The sequence below is a fragment of the Streptomyces ziwulingensis genome (assembly GCF_039542605.1).
In the GTDB taxonomy this organism is placed as follows: Bacteria; Actinomycetota; Actinomycetes; order Streptomycetales; family Streptomycetaceae; genus Streptomyces; species Streptomyces ziwulingensis.
In genome coordinates this window covers 38,345-56,334 of record NZ_BAABIG010000048.1, presented here as the reverse complement: position 1 = coordinate 56,334, position 17,990 = coordinate 38,345, and the positions used below count along the sequence as shown (strand labels likewise).

15 protein-coding genes are annotated in these 17,990 nt (G+C 73.3%); 11 read left to right on the top strand and 4 right to left on the bottom strand.

What is annotated here, in order from left to right; all coding sequences use genetic code 11:
- Positions 1–664: 664 nt before the first annotated feature.
- The 3 genes from ABEB00_RS23145 to ABEB00_RS23135 all read left to right on the top strand — a co-directional run bounded on the left by ABEB00_RS23145 (position 665) and on the right by ABEB00_RS23135 (position 4,900).
- A complete protein-coding gene (locus ABEB00_RS23145; RefSeq protein WP_345621994.1) occupies positions 665–1,606 on the top strand; it encodes an SCO0930 family lipoprotein in 942 nt (313 codons plus the stop codon).
- A 334-nt stretch (positions 1,607–1,940) separates the two neighbouring features.
- Positions 1,941–2,756, top strand: coding sequence for an SAM-dependent methyltransferase (locus ABEB00_RS23140; protein ID WP_345621993.1), 816 nt, complete (start codon positions 1,941–1,943; stop codon positions 2,754–2,756).
- Entirely contained in the window at positions 2,753–4,900 is a 2,148-nt protein-coding gene (locus ABEB00_RS23135; protein WP_345621992.1) for a putative bifunctional diguanylate cyclase/phosphodiesterase, read from the top strand. The genes ABEB00_RS23140 and ABEB00_RS23135 overlap by 4 nt, the downstream gene beginning before the upstream one ends.
- A 39-nt stretch (positions 4,901–4,939) precedes the next feature.
- On the opposite strand, the gene ABEB00_RS23130 is transcribed toward ABEB00_RS23135, so the two are convergent.
- Complete coding sequence (locus ABEB00_RS23130; RefSeq protein WP_345621991.1) at positions 4,940–5,824, bottom strand: LysR family transcriptional regulator; 885 nt, start codon at positions 5,822–5,824, stop codon at positions 4,940–4,942.
- 94 nt (positions 5,825–5,918) lie between these two features.
- Between ABEB00_RS23130 and ABEB00_RS23125 the strand changes: the two genes are divergently transcribed.
- From ABEB00_RS23125 to ABEB00_RS23100, 6 genes are all read left to right on the top strand, one after another.
- Positions 5,919–6,626: a succinate dehydrogenase gene (locus ABEB00_RS23125; RefSeq protein ID WP_345621990.1), complete on the top strand. Its 708-nt coding sequence runs from the start codon at positions 5,919–5,921 to the stop codon at positions 6,624–6,626.
- Positions 6,627–6,629: 3 nt separating this feature from the next.
- The gene (locus tag ABEB00_RS23120) at positions 6,630–8,588 is read left to right on the top strand and encodes a fumarate reductase/succinate dehydrogenase flavoprotein subunit (protein WP_345621988.1); all 1,959 of its coding nucleotides are present in this window, start codon (positions 6,630–6,632) and stop codon (positions 8,586–8,588) included.
- Positions 8,585–9,334 carry a succinate dehydrogenase/fumarate reductase iron-sulfur subunit gene (locus tag ABEB00_RS23115; protein WP_345621987.1) on the top strand — a complete coding sequence of 250 codons (750 nt, stop codon included), beginning with the start codon at positions 8,585–8,587 and terminating at the stop codon, positions 9,332–9,334. Before ABEB00_RS23120 ends, ABEB00_RS23115 begins: the two co-directional genes overlap by 4 nt.
- Positions 9,335–9,527: 193 nt before the next feature.
- Positions 9,528–10,310, top strand: coding sequence for a GNAT family N-acetyltransferase (locus tag ABEB00_RS23110; protein WP_345621986.1), 783 nt, complete (start codon positions 9,528–9,530; stop codon positions 10,308–10,310).
- A complete protein-coding gene (locus ABEB00_RS23105; RefSeq protein WP_345621984.1) occupies positions 10,307–11,146 on the top strand; it encodes a lysophospholipid acyltransferase family protein in 840 nt (279 codons plus the stop codon). Before ABEB00_RS23110 ends, ABEB00_RS23105 begins: the two co-directional genes overlap by 4 nt.
- Positions 11,147–11,219: 73 nt before the next feature.
- Positions 11,220–12,137 (top strand): DUF2382 domain-containing protein, encoded by a 918-nt coding sequence (locus ABEB00_RS23100; RefSeq protein ID WP_345621982.1) that lies wholly within the window; start codon positions 11,220–11,222, stop codon positions 12,135–12,137.
- Positions 12,138–12,183: 46 nt separating this feature from the next.
- Here the strand turns inward: ABEB00_RS23100 and ABEB00_RS23095 are convergent, their stop codons facing one another.
- Positions 12,184–14,529: an ATP-binding cassette domain-containing protein gene (locus ABEB00_RS23095; RefSeq protein WP_345621980.1), complete on the bottom strand. Its 2,346-nt coding sequence runs from the start codon at positions 14,527–14,529 to the stop codon at positions 12,184–12,186.
- A gap of 64 nt (positions 14,530–14,593) precedes the next feature.
- Positions 14,594–15,601, bottom strand: a complete 1,008-nt coding sequence (locus tag ABEB00_RS23090) for an LLM class flavin-dependent oxidoreductase (RefSeq protein ID WP_345621978.1) — start codon at positions 15,599–15,601, stop codon at positions 14,594–14,596.
- A 61-nt stretch (positions 15,602–15,662) separates the two neighbouring features.
- Between ABEB00_RS23090 and ABEB00_RS23085 the strand changes: the two genes are divergently transcribed.
- Positions 15,663–16,154 carry a phosphatase domain-containing protein gene (locus tag ABEB00_RS23085; protein ID WP_345621977.1) on the top strand — a complete coding sequence of 164 codons (492 nt, stop codon included), beginning with the start codon at positions 15,663–15,665 and terminating at the stop codon, positions 16,152–16,154.
- 73 nt (positions 16,155–16,227) lie between these two features.
- On the opposite strand, the gene ABEB00_RS23080 is transcribed toward ABEB00_RS23085, so the two are convergent.
- The gene (locus ABEB00_RS23080) at positions 16,228–16,443 is read right to left on the bottom strand and encodes a dodecin (protein ID WP_345621976.1); all 216 of its coding nucleotides are present in this window, start codon (positions 16,441–16,443) and stop codon (positions 16,228–16,230) included.
- Positions 16,444–16,703: 260 nt separating this feature from the next.
- On the opposite strand from ABEB00_RS23080, the gene ABEB00_RS23075 reads away from it, so the two are divergent.
- Complete coding sequence (locus ABEB00_RS23075) at positions 16,704–17,969, top strand: extracellular solute-binding protein (RefSeq protein WP_486389432.1); 1,266 nt, start codon at positions 16,704–16,706, stop codon at positions 17,967–17,969.
- Positions 17,970–17,990: the final 21 nt, after the last annotated feature.

Here is a 17,990-nt window from a genome sequence, read left to right as displayed (position 1 = left end):
GGTGGCGGCGGTGGTGGGGGCGGGGTCGGGGTGGGCGGTTCGGGCGGCGGGGGCGTGGGGGTCGGGGTGGGTGTCGGGGGTGGCGGCGGGGTGGGCGTCGGGCACGGCGGGAAGGTGGGCCAGTGGTGGCCCCCGGCGGACGCCGTGGCCCCCGTCCCGTTCGGGCCGTTCGACACGATCGCGCAGGCGTCGGCCCCGGCGGGGACCGCCGGCGCGCCGACGAGCGCGAAGGTCAACGTGACCAGGGCCAGTACCCGGCCGGTGGCGGCGGAGCGGATCGGTTCGGGTCCATGCACGACGCAGATCATGAAGGCTGCCGCCCCGAGGCACACCGGAGAACGGACCTATTGCCCCGAAGGGGGGAGGGCGCCGGGCATGCCGCTCTCCTGATAATCGTACGTAGATCCGAAGCTCGTCCTTATGTACGAATATAGGGACGGGGTGGGTGGCGGCTCTGGCGCGGGAGGCGGCGGCGCGCGAGAGGCGCGCGCGGGACCCGCGGGAGGCCCGCGGGAGGCGGCCGGGCGGGCCGGGAGCGCCACGTGAACCGGCCCGGAAGAAAAACGCCCCGCCGTTGAACACGAGCCGGTCCCCGGTCCGTACCCCTTGTCGTGCGGCGGTCGACCGGAAGCCGTAACACCTCGGCGTACAACGGGAGTTGACGATGAAGACCTCGTGGCGGAACGCCGCACTCGTGGCGAGCGCCGCGGCGGTGCTGGCCTTGACGACGGCGTGCGGTCAGGACAGCGGCACTGCCGGCGGCAGCCAGAACGTGGGGGCCGCGGCCTCCCCCGGTGAAGTCGGGAACATCGGCACCGGGGCCGGGAAGGGGCTCGGTACCGGCGCGCGGGACGCGCAGCCGGCGAGCCCGCCCGTCGCCGCGGGCAAGCTCTCCGTCACCCCCGACGCGAAACTGGGCGAGCTGGTGACGGACGGCACCGGCCGGACCCTGTACCGGTTCGACGCGGACACCGCCCAGCCGCCCAGGTCGACCTGTGAGGCGGAGTGCGCCACCGCCTGGCCACCGGTGGCCGCGGACGACGCGCTCGCCGGCGAGGGCATCGAGAAGTCCCTGCTCGGCGAGGTCGTCCGGGCCGACGGCACCAAGCAGCTCACCATCGGCGGCTGGCCGGCGTACCGCTACGCCAAGGACACCGCCGCCGGGGACGTCAAGGGCCAGGGCGTGGGCGGGAAGTGGTTCGCGCTCGCCGCCGACGGCAAGAAGGCGGGCGCGCCGCGGCCCGGTCTGGCCACGCGCGAGGACCCGGAGCTGGGCGAGATCGTGGTCGACGGCGACGGCAGGACGGTCTACCGCTTCCTGAAGGACGAGGCGTGGCCGAAACCCGTCTCGGCCTGCACCGGCGACTGCCTGGAGAAGTGGCCGGTCGTGGCCCCCGTGGCGGCGAACGACACCAAGGGCGTGGAGAAGAAGGGCCTGATGAGCTTCACCCGGCCGGACGGGGAGGCCCAGCAGACCATCGACTGCTGGCCCGTCTACACCTTCACCGGCGACAAGAACGCCGGCGACACCAACGGACAGGGCGTCGGCGGAACCTGGTACGCCGTCGCACCCGACGGAAAGCCGGTCGGCGCACCGAAGCGGTAACACCCCCCGGCCAGTCCCCCCGGCCAGTCCCCCCGGCCAGTCCCCCTCAGGAACGGCCCCGAGCACGGCCCCCGGGCCGCCGACGGGCCGTCCCCTCCGCACGCAGGCGGAGCGGACGGCCCGCTTCGGCGTGCCTGCTTCGGCGTGTCCGCTTCGCCGCGTCGGCTTCGTCATGTCCGCTTCGCCATGGCTCATCCCGGGGGTGTCCCCGGCTGGCACGTGCCGCAGGCAGTGACCGGGAACGGATGGTCAATTTCCGTTTCGGCTCGCTCGTTCGGCGGGCGATCAGTACCCTCTGCTCGAACACCGGATCGCCTGAGCCTTGGAGAGCCAGATGGAGCGTCCCGCCTGGGCCCCACGCAGCATCGACATCTCGGTGCCGAGCGTGTCCCGGATCTACGACTTCTATCTGGGCGGTTCGCACAACTTCGAGGTCGACCGGGAGGCCGCCCGCCGGGCCATGGAGCACCTGCCGGGGCTGCCCAGGATCATGCAGGCCAACCGGGCGTTCACGCGCCGCGCGGTGCGCTTCGCGGCGGCCGAGGGCATCACCCAGTTCCTCGACATCGGCTCCGGCATCCCCACCTTCGGCGGCGTCCACGAGGTGGCGCGGCAGGCGGCGCCCGGCGCGCGCGTGGTGTACGTCGACCACGACCCGGTGGCGGTCGCGCACAGCGAGGAGGTCCTCAAGGGCGACGAGGACACGGCGGGCGTCGTCGCCGCCGATCTCCTCAAGCCGCGGGAGATCCTGGTCAGCCCTCAGGTGGAGCGGCTGATCGACCTGAATCGTCCGGTGGCCCTGCTGCTCGTTGCGATACTGCACTTCGTGGAAGACGTCGACGACCCCTACGCGGCGGTGGCGGAGCTGACCGAGGCGCTCGCGCCCGGCAGTCTGCTCGTGCTCACCCACGCCTCGTACGAGGGAATTCCGGTACCGCCCGAGCAGGCCTCCGGCGCCGTCGACGTGTACAAGGCGATCCGCAACCCGCTGATCATGCGCTCGCGCGAGGAGATCGCGCGGTTCTTCGAGGGGTACGACATGGTGGAACCCGGACTGGTGCCGATGCCGCGGTGGCGGCCCGAGGCGTCGCCGGAGGACGAGGACCCGTACGCGTTCTCGGGTTTCGCGGGTGTGGGACGCACGGCGTGAGCGCCCAGCAGCCGGACGGGCCGGAGGACAGACTGCGCCGGTTCGCGACGATCTGGAGCCGGGCGGTGTTCCCGGTCACCACCACCTCGTCCACCCGGCCCGAGTTCGAGGCCGAACTGCTGCCGCTGGCCCGGCGCCTGAGCGAGGTGCTGCGGGCCCGGGCCTTCGAGGCGGCAGGGGCCAAGACGGTCGGCGCGGCGCTGGTCGACGCGCACTGCACCGACCCCGAGGCGCTCAGCCGGACCCTGGACTGCGTCGACGCCTACCTGGTCCTCTACTGCGGCCAGGACGGCGACCGGGAGGACCTGCGGGCCCGTTCGGCGCGGATGCAGCACGCCATGGCGGCCGGGTTCGCGCAGGCGCTGCGCGACCGCACGCTGGCCGAGCAGGAGGCCATCGCCCAGGCCGCGCTGCGGGCGCAGGGCGTGGTGGCCGAGGCGCTGCACGCCAGCGAGGCCCGCTTCCGCGCGGTCTTCGAGGGCGCCGCCATAGGCATCGGCATCGCCGACCTCGACGGCAACGTCCTCCAGGTCAACAAGGCGCTGACCCGCATGTTCGGTCTCACCGACCAGCGGCTGCGCGAGGGCAACGTGCGGAACTGGACCCACCCCGACGACGCCCCGCAGACCTGGCGGCTCTACGACGAACTCGTCCGCGGCGAGCGCGAGCACTACCACCTGGAAAAGGCGTTCTACCGGCCCGACGGCACGGTCCTGTGGACCAACCTGACGGTCTCCCTGCTGCGTGACGCCGACGGCGTGCCGCAGTACCAGCTCGCCCTCATGGAGGACACCACCGAACGCCGGCTGCTCAACCTGCGGCTGCGCTACGAGGCCACCCACGACGCGCTCACCGGCCTGCCCAACCGCAGTTTCTTCTTCGAACGCCTGGAGAAGGCGCTCAACGCCGGCGAGGGGCAGGGCTTCGGCCTGTGCTACCTCGACCTCGACGGGTTCAAGACCGTCAACGACAGCCTGGGGCACGCCGCCGGCGACCGGTTGCTCGTGGAGGTCGCCGACCGGCTCCAGGGCTGCGCCACCGCGCCCGGCGAGATGGTCGCCCGGCTCGGCGGCGACGAGTTCGTGGCGCTCACCACCGGCCCGCACACCGGGCACGAGGCCGACGAGCTGGCCGACCGCATCATGAACGCCCTGCTCGCCCCGATCAGTATCGACGGCCGGGAGCTGACCGTGCGCGGCTCCATCGGCATCGTGGAGGGACCGGCGGGGGAGCGCAGCGCGGCGGAGGTGCTGCGCAGCGCCGACATCACGATGTACCGGGCCAAGTCGGCGGGCGGCAACCGCTACGAGCTGGCCGACCCGGAGGCCGACGCCCGCGCGATCACCCGGCACGGGCTGACCAACGCGCTCCCCGCGGCGCTGGAGCGCGGCGAGTTCTTCATCGAGTACCAGCCGCTGGTCCACCTCGGCGACGGCCAGGTGCGCGGCGCGGAGGCCCTGGTGCGCTGGCTGCACCCGCAGCACGGCGTCCTCGGCCCGGACCGGTTCATCCCGCTCGCCGAACACACCGGGCTGATCGTGCCGCTGGGCCGCTGGGTGCTGGAGCAGTCGGTGCGCCAGGCCCGCGCCTGGCGGGAGCTGTACGGCGACGGCGGGGCCGCCGGCCCCCTGCGCATCAACGTCAACCTCTCGCCCTGCCAGCTCACCCACCCCGGTCTGGTGCAGGACACGGTCGACATCCTGGAGCGGGCCGGGGTCGAACCGGACGCGCTCTGCCTGGAGGTGACCGAGTCGGCGCTGATCGGTGCCGACGACGACCTGCTCAAGCCGCTGCGGCAACTGGCCGAGATGGGCGTGGACATCGCCCTGGACGACTTCGGCACCGGCTACTCCAACCTCGCCAACCTGCGCCGGCTGCCGGTCAGCGTCCTGAAACTGGACCGCTCCTTCACCCAGAGCATGCAGCAGTACCCCGCCGACCCGGTCGACCTGAAGATCGTCGAAGGGATCGTCGCGCTCGCCCACAGCCTCGACCTCACGGTGACCGTGGAGGGCGTGGAAACGGGCGCCCAGGCCGAGCAGCTCCGCATACTCGGCTGCGACACGGCCCAGGGCTGGTACTACGCCCGCCCCGGCCCCCCGGACCGCCTCCACGACCTGGCCCTGGCGGACGCGACCGGCTGACGTCCCGGGGCGGCGCGGGGCGGCGCCGGCCCGGCCCCCTCAGCGCTCCAGCAACATCCGCTGCAACTCCCGGGCCGCCCGGGGCGGAGCCACATCGCTGCGGTGGGCGAGGGCGATCGTGCGGTGCAGCCCGGGCCGGGCCAACGGGGTGACCCTGAGGCCCCGCCCGGACCGCGTGGCGACCATCCGCGGCACCACGGCCACCCCCAGCCCCGCCCGGACGAAACCGAGCACCGCGTCCATCTCCCCGCCCTCCACCGCGAACTCCGGTTCGAACCCGGCGGAGCGGCACGCCGCCACGGTCAGCTCCCGCAGGTCGTACCCGTGCCGGAACATCACCAGCCGCTCGCCCGCCAGGTCGCAGACGTCCACCGCGCGCCGCCCGCCCCCGGGCCGGGGCGCCTCCGGCGAGGACACCACCACCAGGTCCTCCCGCAGCAGCTCCACCGTGGTCAGCGAGGGCGAGGCGGTCGGCAGCGGCAGGACGACCAGCGCCAGGTCGAGCGCCCCGCGCGCGAGCCCGCGCACCAGGTCGTGCGAGCCGCCCTCCTCGATCATGAGCCGGATGCCGGGATAGCGGTCGTGGAAGGCCCGCAGCACGTCGGGGAGGAGGCCCGTGCACAGACTCGGGGTGGCGCCCAGCCGGACCCGGCCCCGGCGGAGCCGCACCAGCTCCAGCACCTCGTGCCGGGCGGTGTCCGCGTCGGCGAGGATGCGCCGGGCCAGCGGCAGCAGCGCCTCGCCCGCGTCCGTCAGCGAGATGTTGCCGCGCGCCCGCAGGAAGAGATCCGCCCCCAGCTCCCGTTCCAGCGCCTTGATCTGCTGCGACAGCGACGGCTGGGCCACATGCACCGCCTCGGCGGCCCGGGTGAAGTGCCGGGCCTCGGCGACGGCCACGAAGTACTGGAGCTGCTGGAGCTGCATCCCGCAACCATACGTTGTCGATAGGCCCTTCCTATGGAAACGAGGCGGACCATGTCTTGGACTGATGGCACCGGGCGGGCTTAGCGTCTGGACCATGGCTCTGGCAACGCGGACGGACCGGCGGTCCTCCCTCCCGCGCTCCGTGTGGGACTCGACCGTCGGCAAGAAGACCGTGATGGCGGTCAGCGGGCTGATCATGCTTCTGTACCTGGTCGTCCACATGATCGGCAACCTGAAGATCTTCTTCGGTACGGAGGAGTTCAACCACTACGCGCACTGGCTGCGCACGGTCGGCGAGCCGTTCATGCACTACGAGTGGACCCTCTGGCTGGTCCGCGTCGTGCTGGTGGCCGCGGTCGTCGCACACGCCATGGCCGCCTACCAGCTCAGCCGCCGCGACCTCAGGGCCCGCCCCGGCAAGTACGTGCACAAGCGGAAGCGCGCGAGCTACGCGACGCGCACCATGCGCTGGGGCGGGATCATCCTCGCCCTGTTCATCGTCTGGCACCTCCTGGACCTGACCACCGGCACCGTGCACTCCGGCGGCTTCCAGTCGGGCAAGCCGTACCAGAACGTCGTGGACACCTTCTCCACCTGGTACGGCAACGTCATCTACATCGTCGCGATGCTCGCCCTCGGCCTGCACATCCGGCACGGCTTCTGGAGCGCCGCCCAGACCCTCGGCGTCGGCAGCCGCCGCCGCGACCAGGCTCTGAAGACCGTCGCGAACGTCCTCGCGCTGCTGCTCACGGCCGGCTTCGTCGCCGTCCCCGTGGGCGTCCTGACCGGAGTGGTGAGCTGACCCATGACTTCCTACGCCGACTACTCGACCTACTCCACCGGTGCGCCGGTCGTCGACGCCAAGGCCCCGGCCGGGCCGATCGGCGAGCGCTGGGACACGCGCCGCTTCGAGGCCAGGCTGGTCAACCCCGCCAACCGGCGCAAGCACACGGTGATCGTCGTGGGCACCGGTCTCGCGGGCGGTTCGGCCGGCGCCACCCTCGCCGAACAGGGCTACCACGTGGTCCAGTTCTGCTACCAGGACTCCCCGCGCCGCGCCCACTCCATCGCCGCCCAGGGCGGCATCAACGCGGCGAAGAACTACCGCAACGACGGCGACTCCGTGCACCGCCTCTTCTACGACACCGTCAAGGGCGGCGACTTCCGTGCCCGCGAGTCCAACGTCCACCGGCTCGCCCAGATCTCGGTGGAGATCATCGACCAGTGCGTGGCCCAGGGCGTGCCCTTCGCCCGCGAGTACGGCGGCCTGCTCGACACCCGCTCCTTCGGCGGCGTCCAGGTCTCCCGCACCTTCTACGCCCGCGGCCAGACCGGCCAGCAGCTCCTCCTCGGCGCCTACCAGGCGCTGAGCCGCCAGGTGGCGGCCGGGAACATCGAGCTGCACCCGCGTACCGAGATGCTCGACGTGATCGTGGTCGACGGGCGGGCCCGGGGCATCGTCACCCGCGACCTGGTCACCGGGGAGATCTCCACCTGCTTCGCGGACGCCGTGGTCCTCGCCTCCGGCGGCTACGGCAACGTCTTCTACCTGTCGACCAACGCGATGAACTCCAACGCGACCGCCGTCTGGCGGGCGCACCGGCGCGGCGCCTGGTTCGCCAACCCCTGCTTCACGCAGATCCACCCCACCTGCATCCCGCGCACCGGCGACCACCAGTCCAAGCTGACGCTGATGAGCGAGTCGCTGCGCAACGACGGCCGGATCTGGGTGCCGAAGGCCAAGGGCGACGACCGCCCCGCGAACAAGATCCCCGAGGACGAGCGCGACTACTACCTGGAGCGTGTCTACCCGTCCTTCGGCAACCTGGTCCCCCGCGACATCGCCTCCCGCGCCGCGAAGAACGTCTGCGACGAGGGCCGCGGCGTGGGTCCCGGCGGGCAGGGCGTCTACCTGGACTTCGCCGACGCCATCGCCCGGATGGGCCGCGAGGCGGTGGAGGCGAAGTACGGCAACCTCTTCGACATGTACCGGCGGATCACCGACGAGGACCCGTACCAGGTGCCGATGCGGATCTACCCGGCCGTGCACTACACGATGGGCGGGCTCTGGGTCGACTACGACCTCCAGACCACCGTCCCGGGCCTGTTCGCGGTCGGCGAGGCGAACTTCTCCGACCACGGGGCCAACCGGCTCGGCGCCTCCGCGCTGATGCAGGGCCTGGCCGACGGCTACTTCGTGCTGCCGGCCACCATCAACGACTACCTCGCCCGCAACCCGCTGGGGGACCCGGTCGACGCCGGCCATCCGGTCGTGCAGGAGGTGCTGGCCGAGACCGAGGACCGGCTCAACCTGCTGCTCGCGGTGGACGGCGACCGCACCCCGGACTCCTTCCACCGCGAACTGGGCGAGCTGATGTGGGAGTTCTGCGGCATGGCCCGCACCGAGTCCGGCCTGCGCAAGGCCCTGGAGCGCATCCCGCAGATCCGCGAGGAGTTCTGGCGGCGGATCAAGGTCCCCGGCACCGGCGAGGAGTTCAACCAGTCGCTGGAGAAGGCCAACCGCATCGTCGACTACCTGGAGCTGGCCGAGCTGATGTGCCTCGACGCGCTGCACCGCGCCGAGTCCTGCGGCGGCCACTTCCGCGAGGAGTCCCAGACCCCGGACGGCGAGGCCGCCCGCCGGGACGAGGAGTTCTCCTACGCCGCCGCCTGGGAGTTCTCCGGCACCGGCGAGGCCCCCGTCCTGCACAAGGAAGACCTGGTCTTCGAGTACGTCCACCCCACCCAGCGGAGCTACGCATGAAGCTCACCCTGCGCGTCTGGCGCCAGCGCGACGCCGACGCCGAAGGCGCCATGTCCACCTACGAGGTGGACGGGATCTCGCGGGACATGTCGTTCCTGGAGATGCTCGACACCCTCAACGAGGAACTCATCCTCCGAGGCGACGACCCGGTCGCCTTCGACCACGACTGCCGCGAGGGGATCTGCGGCGCCTGCTCGCTCGTCATCAACGGCGACGCGCACGGCCCCGAGCGCACCACCACCTGCCAGCTCCACATGCGGTCCTTCCAGGACGGCGACACCATCGACGTCGAGCCGTGGCGCGCCGCCGCCTTCCCGGTCGTGAAGGACCTGGTCGTCGACCGGTCCGCCTTCGACCGGATCATCCAGTCCGGCGGCTACATCACCGCGCCGACCGGGGCCGCGCCGGAGGCCCACGCGGCGCCGGTGGCCAAGCCGGACGCCGACTTCGCCTTCGAGCACGCCGAGTGCATCGGCTGCGGGGCGTGTGTCGCCGCCTGTCCGAACGGCGCGGCGATGCTGTTCACCTCAGCGAAGGTCAATCACCTCAATGTGCTGCCGCAGGGCGCGCCCGAGCGGGAGACGCGGGTGCTGGACATGGTCGGGCAGATGGACGCGGAGGGCTTCGGCGGGTGCACGCTGGCGGGCGAGTGCGCCACAGCATGCCCCAAGGGCATCCCGCTCGTCTCCATCACCAGCATGAACAGGGAGTGGCTGCGGGCCACCCGGAAGGCGGGCCGGCGCTGACCGCCCGACACAGGACGTTCGCCGACAACGCGCGGACGGGCGGGGCCGGAAGAGGTGCTCCTTCCGGCCCCGTCTCGCGTCCCGCCCCTGGCATTCAGCAAGTCCACATCCCCGCTCCCGGCGCCGGTCACGCCGAGGACAGCCGGCGTCGGAAGAACTGTGGCGGACCCGCCCCCTGACCAGGAGAGCACCCATGAGCGGCGTACTGACCGTCGATCGTCCCCCGCTGCCCGCGGCCCCCACCCGTTACACCGTCCGTCTCGCCCGTGACGAGGAGGAGGTACGTGCCGCGCAGCGCCTGCGGCACGAGGTCTTCGCCGGGGAGCTGGGCGCCCTGCTGTCCGGCCCGCGGCCGGGCCTCGACACTGACGCCTTCGACGCGTACTGCGACCACCTGCTGGTCCGCGAGGAGGCGACCGGACAAGTCGTGGGCACCTACCGGCTGCTGCCGCCGGAGCGCGCCGCCGTCGCCGGCCGGCTCTACTCGGAGAGCGAGTTCGACCTGAGCGCCCTCGACGCGATCCGGCCCGGACTGGTCGAGGTGGGCCGCTCCTGCGTCCACCCCGACCACCGCGACGGCACCGTCATAGGACTCATCTGGGCCGGGATCGCCCGCTACATGGTCGACCGGGGCCACGAGTGGCTGGCCGGCTGCTGCTCGCTCCCGCTCGCCGACGGCGGCACCCTCGCCGCCGGCGCCTGGGACCGGGTGCGGCAGCGGAACCTGTCCCCCGAGGAGTACCGGGTACGGCCGCTGCTGCCGTGGGTGCCGGACCCCGCCGCGCCGGCGGCCCCCGCCGCCCGCACCGGACTCCCGGCCCTGCTGCGCGGCTACCTCCGGCTCGGCGCCTGGGTCTGCGGCGAGCCCGCGCACGACCCCGACTTCGGCGTCGCCGACCTGTACGTGCTGCTGCCGATGAGCCGCATCGACCAGCGCTACCTGCGGCACTTCCTCTCCCTCGCCCCCTCCCGGTGAGCGTCTGGCTGCCCGTCGCGCCCTGCACCCCCGGGGCGTGCGTCCAGCGGGCGCGGACCGCGGCGGCCGTGCCCCGCGCCGTACTGCGGCTCACGGCGGTGGCGGCGCTGCTGCTGGCCGGGATCGCCCTGCTGCCGGTCGGCGGCCGGGTCCCGGCCGCCCTGGTGCGCCGGTGGTGCCGGTGGATCATGCGGGCGGCCGGCGTCCGGGTCCGCGTCACCGGGGCCGCCGCGCCCGCCGGCGGGCTGCTGCTCGTCGCCCCGCACGTCTCCTGGCTGGACATCCCGCTGCTCGCCGCCGTCCGCCCGGCGCGGATGGTGGCCAAGACGGAGGTCCGGCACTGGCCCGTGGCGGGAGCGCTCGCCGCGCGCGGGGGAGTGCTCTTCATCGAACGCGACCGGCTGCGCGCCCTGCCGGACACGGTCGCCCGGATGGCCCGGCTGCTCGCCGGCGGCGCCGCGGTCACCGCCTTCCCCGAGGGCAGCACCTGGTGCGGGCGGGCCCGGGGCACCTACCGCCGGGCCGTCTTCCAGGCCGCCCTCGACGCGGGCGTGCCGGTCCAGCCGGTCCGCATCCGCTACCTCACCGGGGAGCGGGCGCTCAGTACGACACCGGCCTTCGTCGGCGAGGACACGCTGCTCGCCTCCCTGTGGCGGGTGGCGTCCGCACGCGGCCTGGTGGCCGAGGCGCACGTCCTGCCCGTCATCGCACCGGGCACCCACGCCGACCGCCGCGCCCTCGCCCGGGCCGCCCAGGGGCCCGCCCGCACCACGGGCGGTGACCGCCGTGCCGGTCACCGGGAGACGGCGCACTGGAAAAGTACGTGCGTTTTGTGACGTATGTGCGGTTTTTGAACCACTGGAGCGGAGAACCGGGGAGGTGACACTTCCGAGAGGAGGGTGAGGCCAGATGATCACCCGAGAAGAGATCACGCGGCTCCTCGACCATCCCGTCTACGACGGCGAGGGCAACAAGATCGGGGAGGCCAAGCACGTCTTCTTCGACGACATGACCGGCCGCCCCGAGTGGGTGAGCGTCAAGACGGGCATGTTCGGCTCCAACGAGTCGTTCATCCCCATCCACGACGCCTCCCTGGTCAAGGACCACCTGGAGGTCCCCTACGCCAAGGACCAGGTCAAGGGCGCGCCCCACGTCGACATCGACTCGGGCGGGCACCTGTCGGCCGCCGAGGAGCACCGGCTGTACGACTACTACGGCGTCAACTGGGACAACGTGCTGTCCGACGACGACACCTCCGGCCGCCGCGGCGGCATGGCCGGGACCGGCACGGACACCGGTACGGGCACGGGCACGGGCATGGGCACCGGGACGGCCGCCGCGGCCGGCACCGCGGGCCTGGCCGGCACCGCGGGTCCGGCGGACACCGCCGGTGACCGGGGCGCCCCGGGCCGTACGGGCATGCGCGACGACAACGCGATGACCCGCTCCGAGGAGCAGATGCGCGTCGGCGTCGAGCGGCGGGAGAGCGGCCGGGCCCGGCTGCGCAAGTACGTGGTGACCGAGGAGGTCCAGCAGACCGTCCCGGTGCGCCACGAGGAGGTGGTCGTGGAGCGGGAGCCGATCACCGAGGCCAACCGCGGCGCCGCCCTGGACGGCCCGGAGATCACCGAGGCCGAGCACGAGGTCACGCTGCACGAGGAGCGGGCCGTGGTGGAGACCGAGACGGTCCCGGTGGAACGGGTCCGGCTGACCACCGAGGAACACGTCGAGGAGGAGACCGTCCGCGGCCAGGTGCGCAAGGAGCGCATCGAGACCGAGGCCACCGAGGTGGGCGAGGACGACACGCGGCGACCCGGCCGCGAGTGATCCCGCCCCGGCCCTCCGGCGGAAGTCCGGTGGCGTGGCACGCCGCTCAGCGGCGCGCCACGCCACCGACCGCTGCGGCCAGATACGGGGCGGTGGCGCTCCCCTCGGCCCGCGCCACCTCACGGGGTGTTCCGGCGGCCACGACCAGACCGCCCGCGGCACCGCCGCCCGGCCCCAGGTCGAGCACGTGGTCGGCGCCCGCGACCACCGACATGTCGTGCTCCACGACCACCACCGTGTGCCCGGCGTCCACCAGCCCGTGCAACTGCCCCACCAGCACCTCCACATCGGCCGGGTGCAGTCCGGTCGTCGGCTCGTCGAGGAGGTACAGGGTGTGCCCCCGGCGGCCCCGCTGCAACTCGCTCGCCAGCTTGATGCGCTGGGCCTCCCCGCCGGACAGCTCGGTGGCGGGCTGGCCGAGCCGCAGATAGCCGAGCCCCACGTCGAGCAGCGTCTCCAGGCTGCGTGCCACCGTCGGGACGTCCGCGAAGAACCGGGCCGCGGCCTCCACCGTCAGATCGAGCACCCCGGCGATGCTCAGCCCCCGGTACGTCACCTCCAGCGTGCCCGGGTTGTAGCGCGCCCCGGCGCAGTCCGGGCACGGCGCGTAGGTGCTCGGCAGGAACAGCAGCTCGACGCTGACGAACCCCTCGCCCTGGCAGGTCTCGCAGCGGCCCCCGGCGACGTTGAAGGAGAAACGGCCCACCCCGTACCCCCGCTTGCGGGCCGCGTCGGTCGCCGCGAACACCTTGCGCACCACGTCGAACAGGCCGGTGTAGGTGGCCAGGTTGGAGCGCGGGGTGCGGCCGATCGGCCGCTGGTCGACCGAGACCAGGCGGCCCACGCCCGGCAGCTCCTCGGTGATCTCCCCGACCAGGGTGGACTTCCCCGAGCCGGAGACGCCGGTGATCGCCGTGAAGGCGCCGAGCGGGAACTCGGCGGTGACACCGCGCAGGTTGTGCCGGGTGACCGGGCCGACCTTCAGCGTCCCCCGGGGCGTACGGGGCTCGCGGACCGGGGCGGGCGAGGAGGCGAACAGGTAGCGGGCCGTCGCCGATTCGCGCACCTGGGCCAGTTCCGGCACCGGGCCGCTGTACAGCACCCGTCCGCCGTGGTCCCCGGCGCGCGGGCCGACGTCCACGATCCAGTCGGCGCCGCGTACCACGTCGAGGTGGTGCTCCACCACGAACACCGAGTTGCCGGCCGCCTTCAGCCGCTTCAGGACCGTGAGCAGCGCCTCGGTGTCCGCCGGGTGCAGCCCCGCGGACGGTTCGTCGAGGACGTAGACGACACCGAACAGCCCCGAGCGCAACTGCGTGGCCAGCCGCAGCCGCTGCAGTTCGCCCGCCGAGAGGGTCGGCGTCGACCGGTCCAGGCTCAGATAGCCGAGGCCCAGCTCCACGACGGGTCCGATGCGGGAGAGCAGGTCGTCGGTGAGGACCCGGGCGGTCTCGCCGGCCCGCGGCAGCGCGGCGGCGAGTTCGGTCAGCGGCAGCGCGGCCAGTTCCGCGATGGTCCGGCCGCCGACGGTCACCGCCAGCGCCTCGGGCCGCAGCCGGCCGCCGCCGCACAGCGGACACGGCGCGCTGCTCAGGAAGGTCTCCGCCTTCGCCCGCAGCGCCGGGCTCCGGGAGCCCGCGAACGTCTTCAGCACGTAGCGCCGGGCACTCAGGTACGTGCCCTGGTACGGCCGCTGGATCCGGCCGGCCTCGCGCACCGGGTGCACGGTGACCACCGGCTGCTCGTCGGTGAACAGGATCCACTCCCGTTCCTCGGCGGGCAGCTCGCGCCAGGGCCGGTCGACGTCGTGTCCGAGGGCGTCCAGGACGTCCCGCAGGTTCTTGCCCTGCCAGGCGCCCGGCCAGGCGGCGACGGCACCCTCGCGGATCGACAGCCCCGGGTCGGGGACCAGCAGGTCCTCGGTGGTCCGGTGCACTCGCCCGAGCCCGTGGCACTCCGGGCACGCCCCGGCCGCCGTATTGGGGGAGAAGGCGTCCGAGTCCAGCCGTTCGGCGCCCGGCGGGTAGCTGCCGGCCCGGGAGAAGAGCATCCGCAGCGAGTTGGACAGGCTGGTCACCGTGGCGACCGAGGACCGGGAGGTCGGCGCCGAGCGGCGCTGCTGGAGCGAGACCGCCGGCGGCAGTCCGGTGATCTCCCCGACCTTCGGCGTGCCGACCTGGTGGATCAGCCGCCGGGCGTAGGGCGCGACCGACTCGAAGTAGCGCCGCTGCGCCTCGGCGTAGATGGTGCCGAACGCCAGCGAGGACTTCCCCGACCCGGACACCCCGGTGAACGCGGCCACCACGTCCCGGGGGACGTCGACGTCCACGCCCTTCAGATTGTGCTCGCGGGCGCCGCGGACACGGACGTACGGGTCGTGCGGGTGGTGCATGGCGGAACTCCGTACGAAGGCTGCTGCGGCCGGTGGGGACAAACTCCGCGATTCTATGCCGTCCTCACGCGCCGGGCCCGGTGAAGATCCGCGCGAGCCGCCGGTAGGAGTCGAGCAGGGCCGTACGGTCGTAGGTGCTGGTGGTGACGAGGACCTCGTCGGCCGCGGTCTCCTTCAGCAGGCTCTCCAGTTCGGCGCTGACCTGCTCCTCGGTGCCCGCGAGCTGCCCGGTGAGGCCCTGGTCGTAGAAGCCGCGTTCCTTCGCGGTCATGGTGCGGGCCGCCACCCGCTCGGCGGGCGGCAGCGGCGGGAAGGTGCCGTGGGTGCGGGAGTACGCCATCGACCACGCCTCGGGGACGAGCAGCCGCCGGGCGGCCGCCTCGCTCTGCGCCACGGCGACCGTCCCGGAGACGACGACGTACGGCTCGGACGCCCAGGGCGAGGGGCGGAAGGTGTCGCGGTAGCGGTCGACGCCGCGCCGCAGCCGGTCGCGGTCGCGCAGGTCGCCGATCACCATCGGCAGCCCCGCGCGGGCCGCGACGGCCGCCCCCTCGCCCATGGCCAGCACGAACGGCGGGACGGTGAGCCCCTCCGAGGGGCGGGCCCGCACGCCGGCCGGGGAGGTGCCCCGGAACCAGCCGAGCAGTTCGGCCAGTTGCTCCTCGAAGCGGCCGGCGTCCTCGACGGACCGGCCCAGCGCCTTGCGCACACCGTCGGTGAACCCCACCGACCGGCCGAGCCCCATGTCGATCCGCCCCGGGAAGAGCGACTCCAGCACCCCGAACTGCTCGGCCACGATCAACGGCCGGTGGTTGGGCAGCATCACCCCGCCGGTGCCGACCCGCACGGTCCGGGTCGCCCCGGCGACGGCGGCGGCCAGCACGGTCGGCGCGGAGCCCGCCACCCCCGGCACCCCGTGGTGCTCCGCCACCCAGAACCGGTGGTAGCCCAGCCGCTCGGCCTCCTGCGCCAGCCGCACGGTCTCGCGCAGCGCCTCGCCCGGCGGGCGCCCCTCACGGATGCGCGAGCGGTCGAGGACGGAGAAGCGGGTGCGGGAGATCAGCGAGGTCACACAGGGTTCAACGCCCGCCGGGCCGGCGCATTCCCGGCCTCCGAGCGCTTACGCTGGCCCGGTGACCGAGAGCAGCGAGCGCCCGCTGGCCGTGTTCGACCTGGACAACACCCTCGCGGGCACCGCGCACCGGCAGCGTTTCCTGGAGCGCAGGCCGCGCGACTGGGACGCCTTCTTCGCCGCGGCCCCCGCGGACCCGCCGCTCGCCGAGGGCGTCGCGCTGGTGCGGCGCAGCGCCGAGGAGTGCGAGGTGGTCTACCTCACCGGCCGCCCCGAGCGCTGCCGCCGCGACACCCTCGACTGGCTGGCCGCGCAGGGCCTGCCCGAGGGGCGGGTGCACATGCGGCGCGGCGGCGACCGCCGGCCCGCCCGGGTCACCAAGCTGGAGATCCTGCGCGGCCTCGCCCGCACCCGTGCGGTCCGCGTCCTGGTCGACGACGACGAACTGGTCTGCGCGGACGCCGAGCGGGCCGGTTTCACCGTCGTACGCGCCGACTGGGCGGCCCGTTCGGCGGACCTGACGGCGGCGCAGGAGGACGAGGGCCGGACCTGACCGAGACACCTGACCGAGACCGGACCGGCGGGCCGGGGCCGCCCGGCCCGCCGGGGTCCGGGGCGCCGGGCCGTCAGGCCGAGTCGTCCAGGCGGAAGCCGACCTTCAGGCCCACCTGCCAGTGCGCGACCTGTCCGTCCTCGATCTGGCCGCGCACCTGGGTCACCTCGAACCAGTCCAGGTTGCGCAGGGTCTGCGAGGCGCGGGAGATGCCGTTGCGGACGGCGTCGTCGACCCCGTCGGGCGAGGTGCCGACGATCTCCGTGACCCGGTAGGTGTGGTGCGTCATCGAGTACTCCTCTTCGCGGTGACGGTGACGGCGGTGTCGCGTGTGCCGCGCGTCACTCCACGGTGCCGCAATCCGGGACGGAACGCGAGACGGCGGACGGGAGGCGTACGGGCACCGGGTGCGGTGCTTCCCCTTGACCGATCCATTGGTACATACCAAAATCCAGCACACCCGCACGAGCCGCGCGCTCGTCCCCCACACCGGGCCTCCCTTCGCCGTGCGCCGGACACGTTCACGCACCGCACAGAACAGGACCCCTCGTGAGACGTCGTCGCCTTCTCTCGCTCGTCTGTGTGTCCGTCTCCCTGCTCAGCGGGTGCGGCCTGGTCTCCGGGGAGGACGGCGGCGGGCAGCGCACCGTGACGGTGTGGCTGATGAAGGACAGCGCCTCGCGGGACTTCCTGGGCCGGTTCACCGACGAGTTCGAGCGCACCCACCCCGGCCTCGACCTCGACGTCCGCATCCAGGAGTGGACCGGTATCGGCGAGAAGGTGCACACCGCGCTGAGGACCGGCGGCGACGACGCGCCCGACGTCATCGAGGTCGGCAACACCCAGGTCCCCGGCTACGCGGAGGACGGCCGGCTGCTCGACCTCACCCTGGAGTCGATGCGGGACTGGGGCATCCGCGACTGGCTCCCGGGCCTCGCCGAGCCCGGCCAGTGGATGTCCCAGCAGTACGGCATCCCCTGGTACGCCGCCAACCGCGTCGTCCTCTACCGCAAGGACCTCTTCGAACGGGCCGGCGTCACCGCGCCGCCGCGCACCCAGGAGGAGTGGCTCGACCTCACCGAGCGGCTCGATGCGGGCAGTGACCAGGGCATCTACCTTGCCGGGCAGGACTGGTACACCCTGGCCGGCCTCATCTGGGAGCAGGGCGGCGACCTCGCCCGGCAGCGCGGCGGCGCCTGGGAGGGCACCCTGGACAGCGAGGCCGCGCTGAACGGCATGGACTTCTACCGCCGGCTCCAGGCGCTCGGCGACGGCCCCGCGGACGCCGACGAGGAACACCCGCCGCAGGCCGGCGTCTTCGCCCGGGGGCAGGTCGCGCAGATCGTGGCGGTGCCGGGTCTGGCGGGGGCCATCGTCGAGGAGAACCCCGGTCTCAAGGGCAAGATCGGTTTCTTCCCGGTCCCGGGGCGCAGTGCCGACGCGCCCGGAGCCGTCTTCACCGGCGGCTCCGACCTGGTGGTGGCGAAGAACACCGGCGACCGGGACGCCGCCGTCGCCGTGGTCGAGGCGCTCACCGGCGCCAAGTGGAACACCGACCTGGCCCGCACCATGAACTACGTGCCGAACAAGAAGTCCCTCGCGAAGGCCGTCGCCGGTGAGGAGGGGGTGGCCGCCATGGCGGCCGGTGCCGCGCGGGGGCGGGCCACCCCGACCACACCCCGGTGGGGCGCGGTCGAGGCGGACAACCCGATCAAGGAGTACATGACGCGGGTGCTCGGCGGGGCCGACGCCGGGACCGAGGCCCGCCGCGCCTCCGCGCGCATCACCGCACTCCTCGACCTCGACTCCCGCTGAACGCCCCCGCCCGGGAGCGGG

Coding starts and splice junctions, on each gene's coding strand:
- ABEB00_RS23145 (WP_345621994.1), top strand. CDS start 665: ATGAAGACCTCGTGGCGGAACGCCGCACTCGTGGCGAGCGCCGCGGCG.
- ABEB00_RS23140 (WP_345621993.1), top strand. CDS start 1,941: ATGGAGCGTCCCGCCTGGGCCCCACGCAGCATCGACATCTCGGTGCCG.
- ABEB00_RS23130 (WP_345621991.1), bottom strand. CDS start 5,824: ATGCAGCTCCAGCAGCTCCAGTACTTCGTGGCCGTCGCCGAGGCCCGG.
- ABEB00_RS23125 (WP_345621990.1), top strand. CDS start 5,919: ATGGCTCTGGCAACGCGGACGGACCGGCGGTCCTCCCTCCCGCGCTCC.
- ABEB00_RS23120 (WP_345621988.1), top strand. CDS start 6,630: ATGACTTCCTACGCCGACTACTCGACCTACTCCACCGGTGCGCCGGTC.
- ABEB00_RS23115 (WP_345621987.1), top strand. CDS start 8,585: ATGAAGCTCACCCTGCGCGTCTGGCGCCAGCGCGACGCCGACGCCGAA.
- ABEB00_RS23110 (WP_345621986.1), top strand. CDS start 9,528: ATGAGCGGCGTACTGACCGTCGATCGTCCCCCGCTGCCCGCGGCCCCC.
- ABEB00_RS23100 (WP_345621982.1), top strand. CDS start 11,220: ATGATCACCCGAGAAGAGATCACGCGGCTCCTCGACCATCCCGTCTAC.
- ABEB00_RS23095 (WP_345621980.1), bottom strand. CDS start 14,529: ATGCACCACCCGCACGACCCGTACGTCCGTGTCCGCGGCGCCCGCGAG.
- ABEB00_RS23080 (WP_345621976.1), bottom strand. CDS start 16,443: ATGACGCACCACACCTACCGGGTCACGGAGATCGTCGGCACCTCGCCC.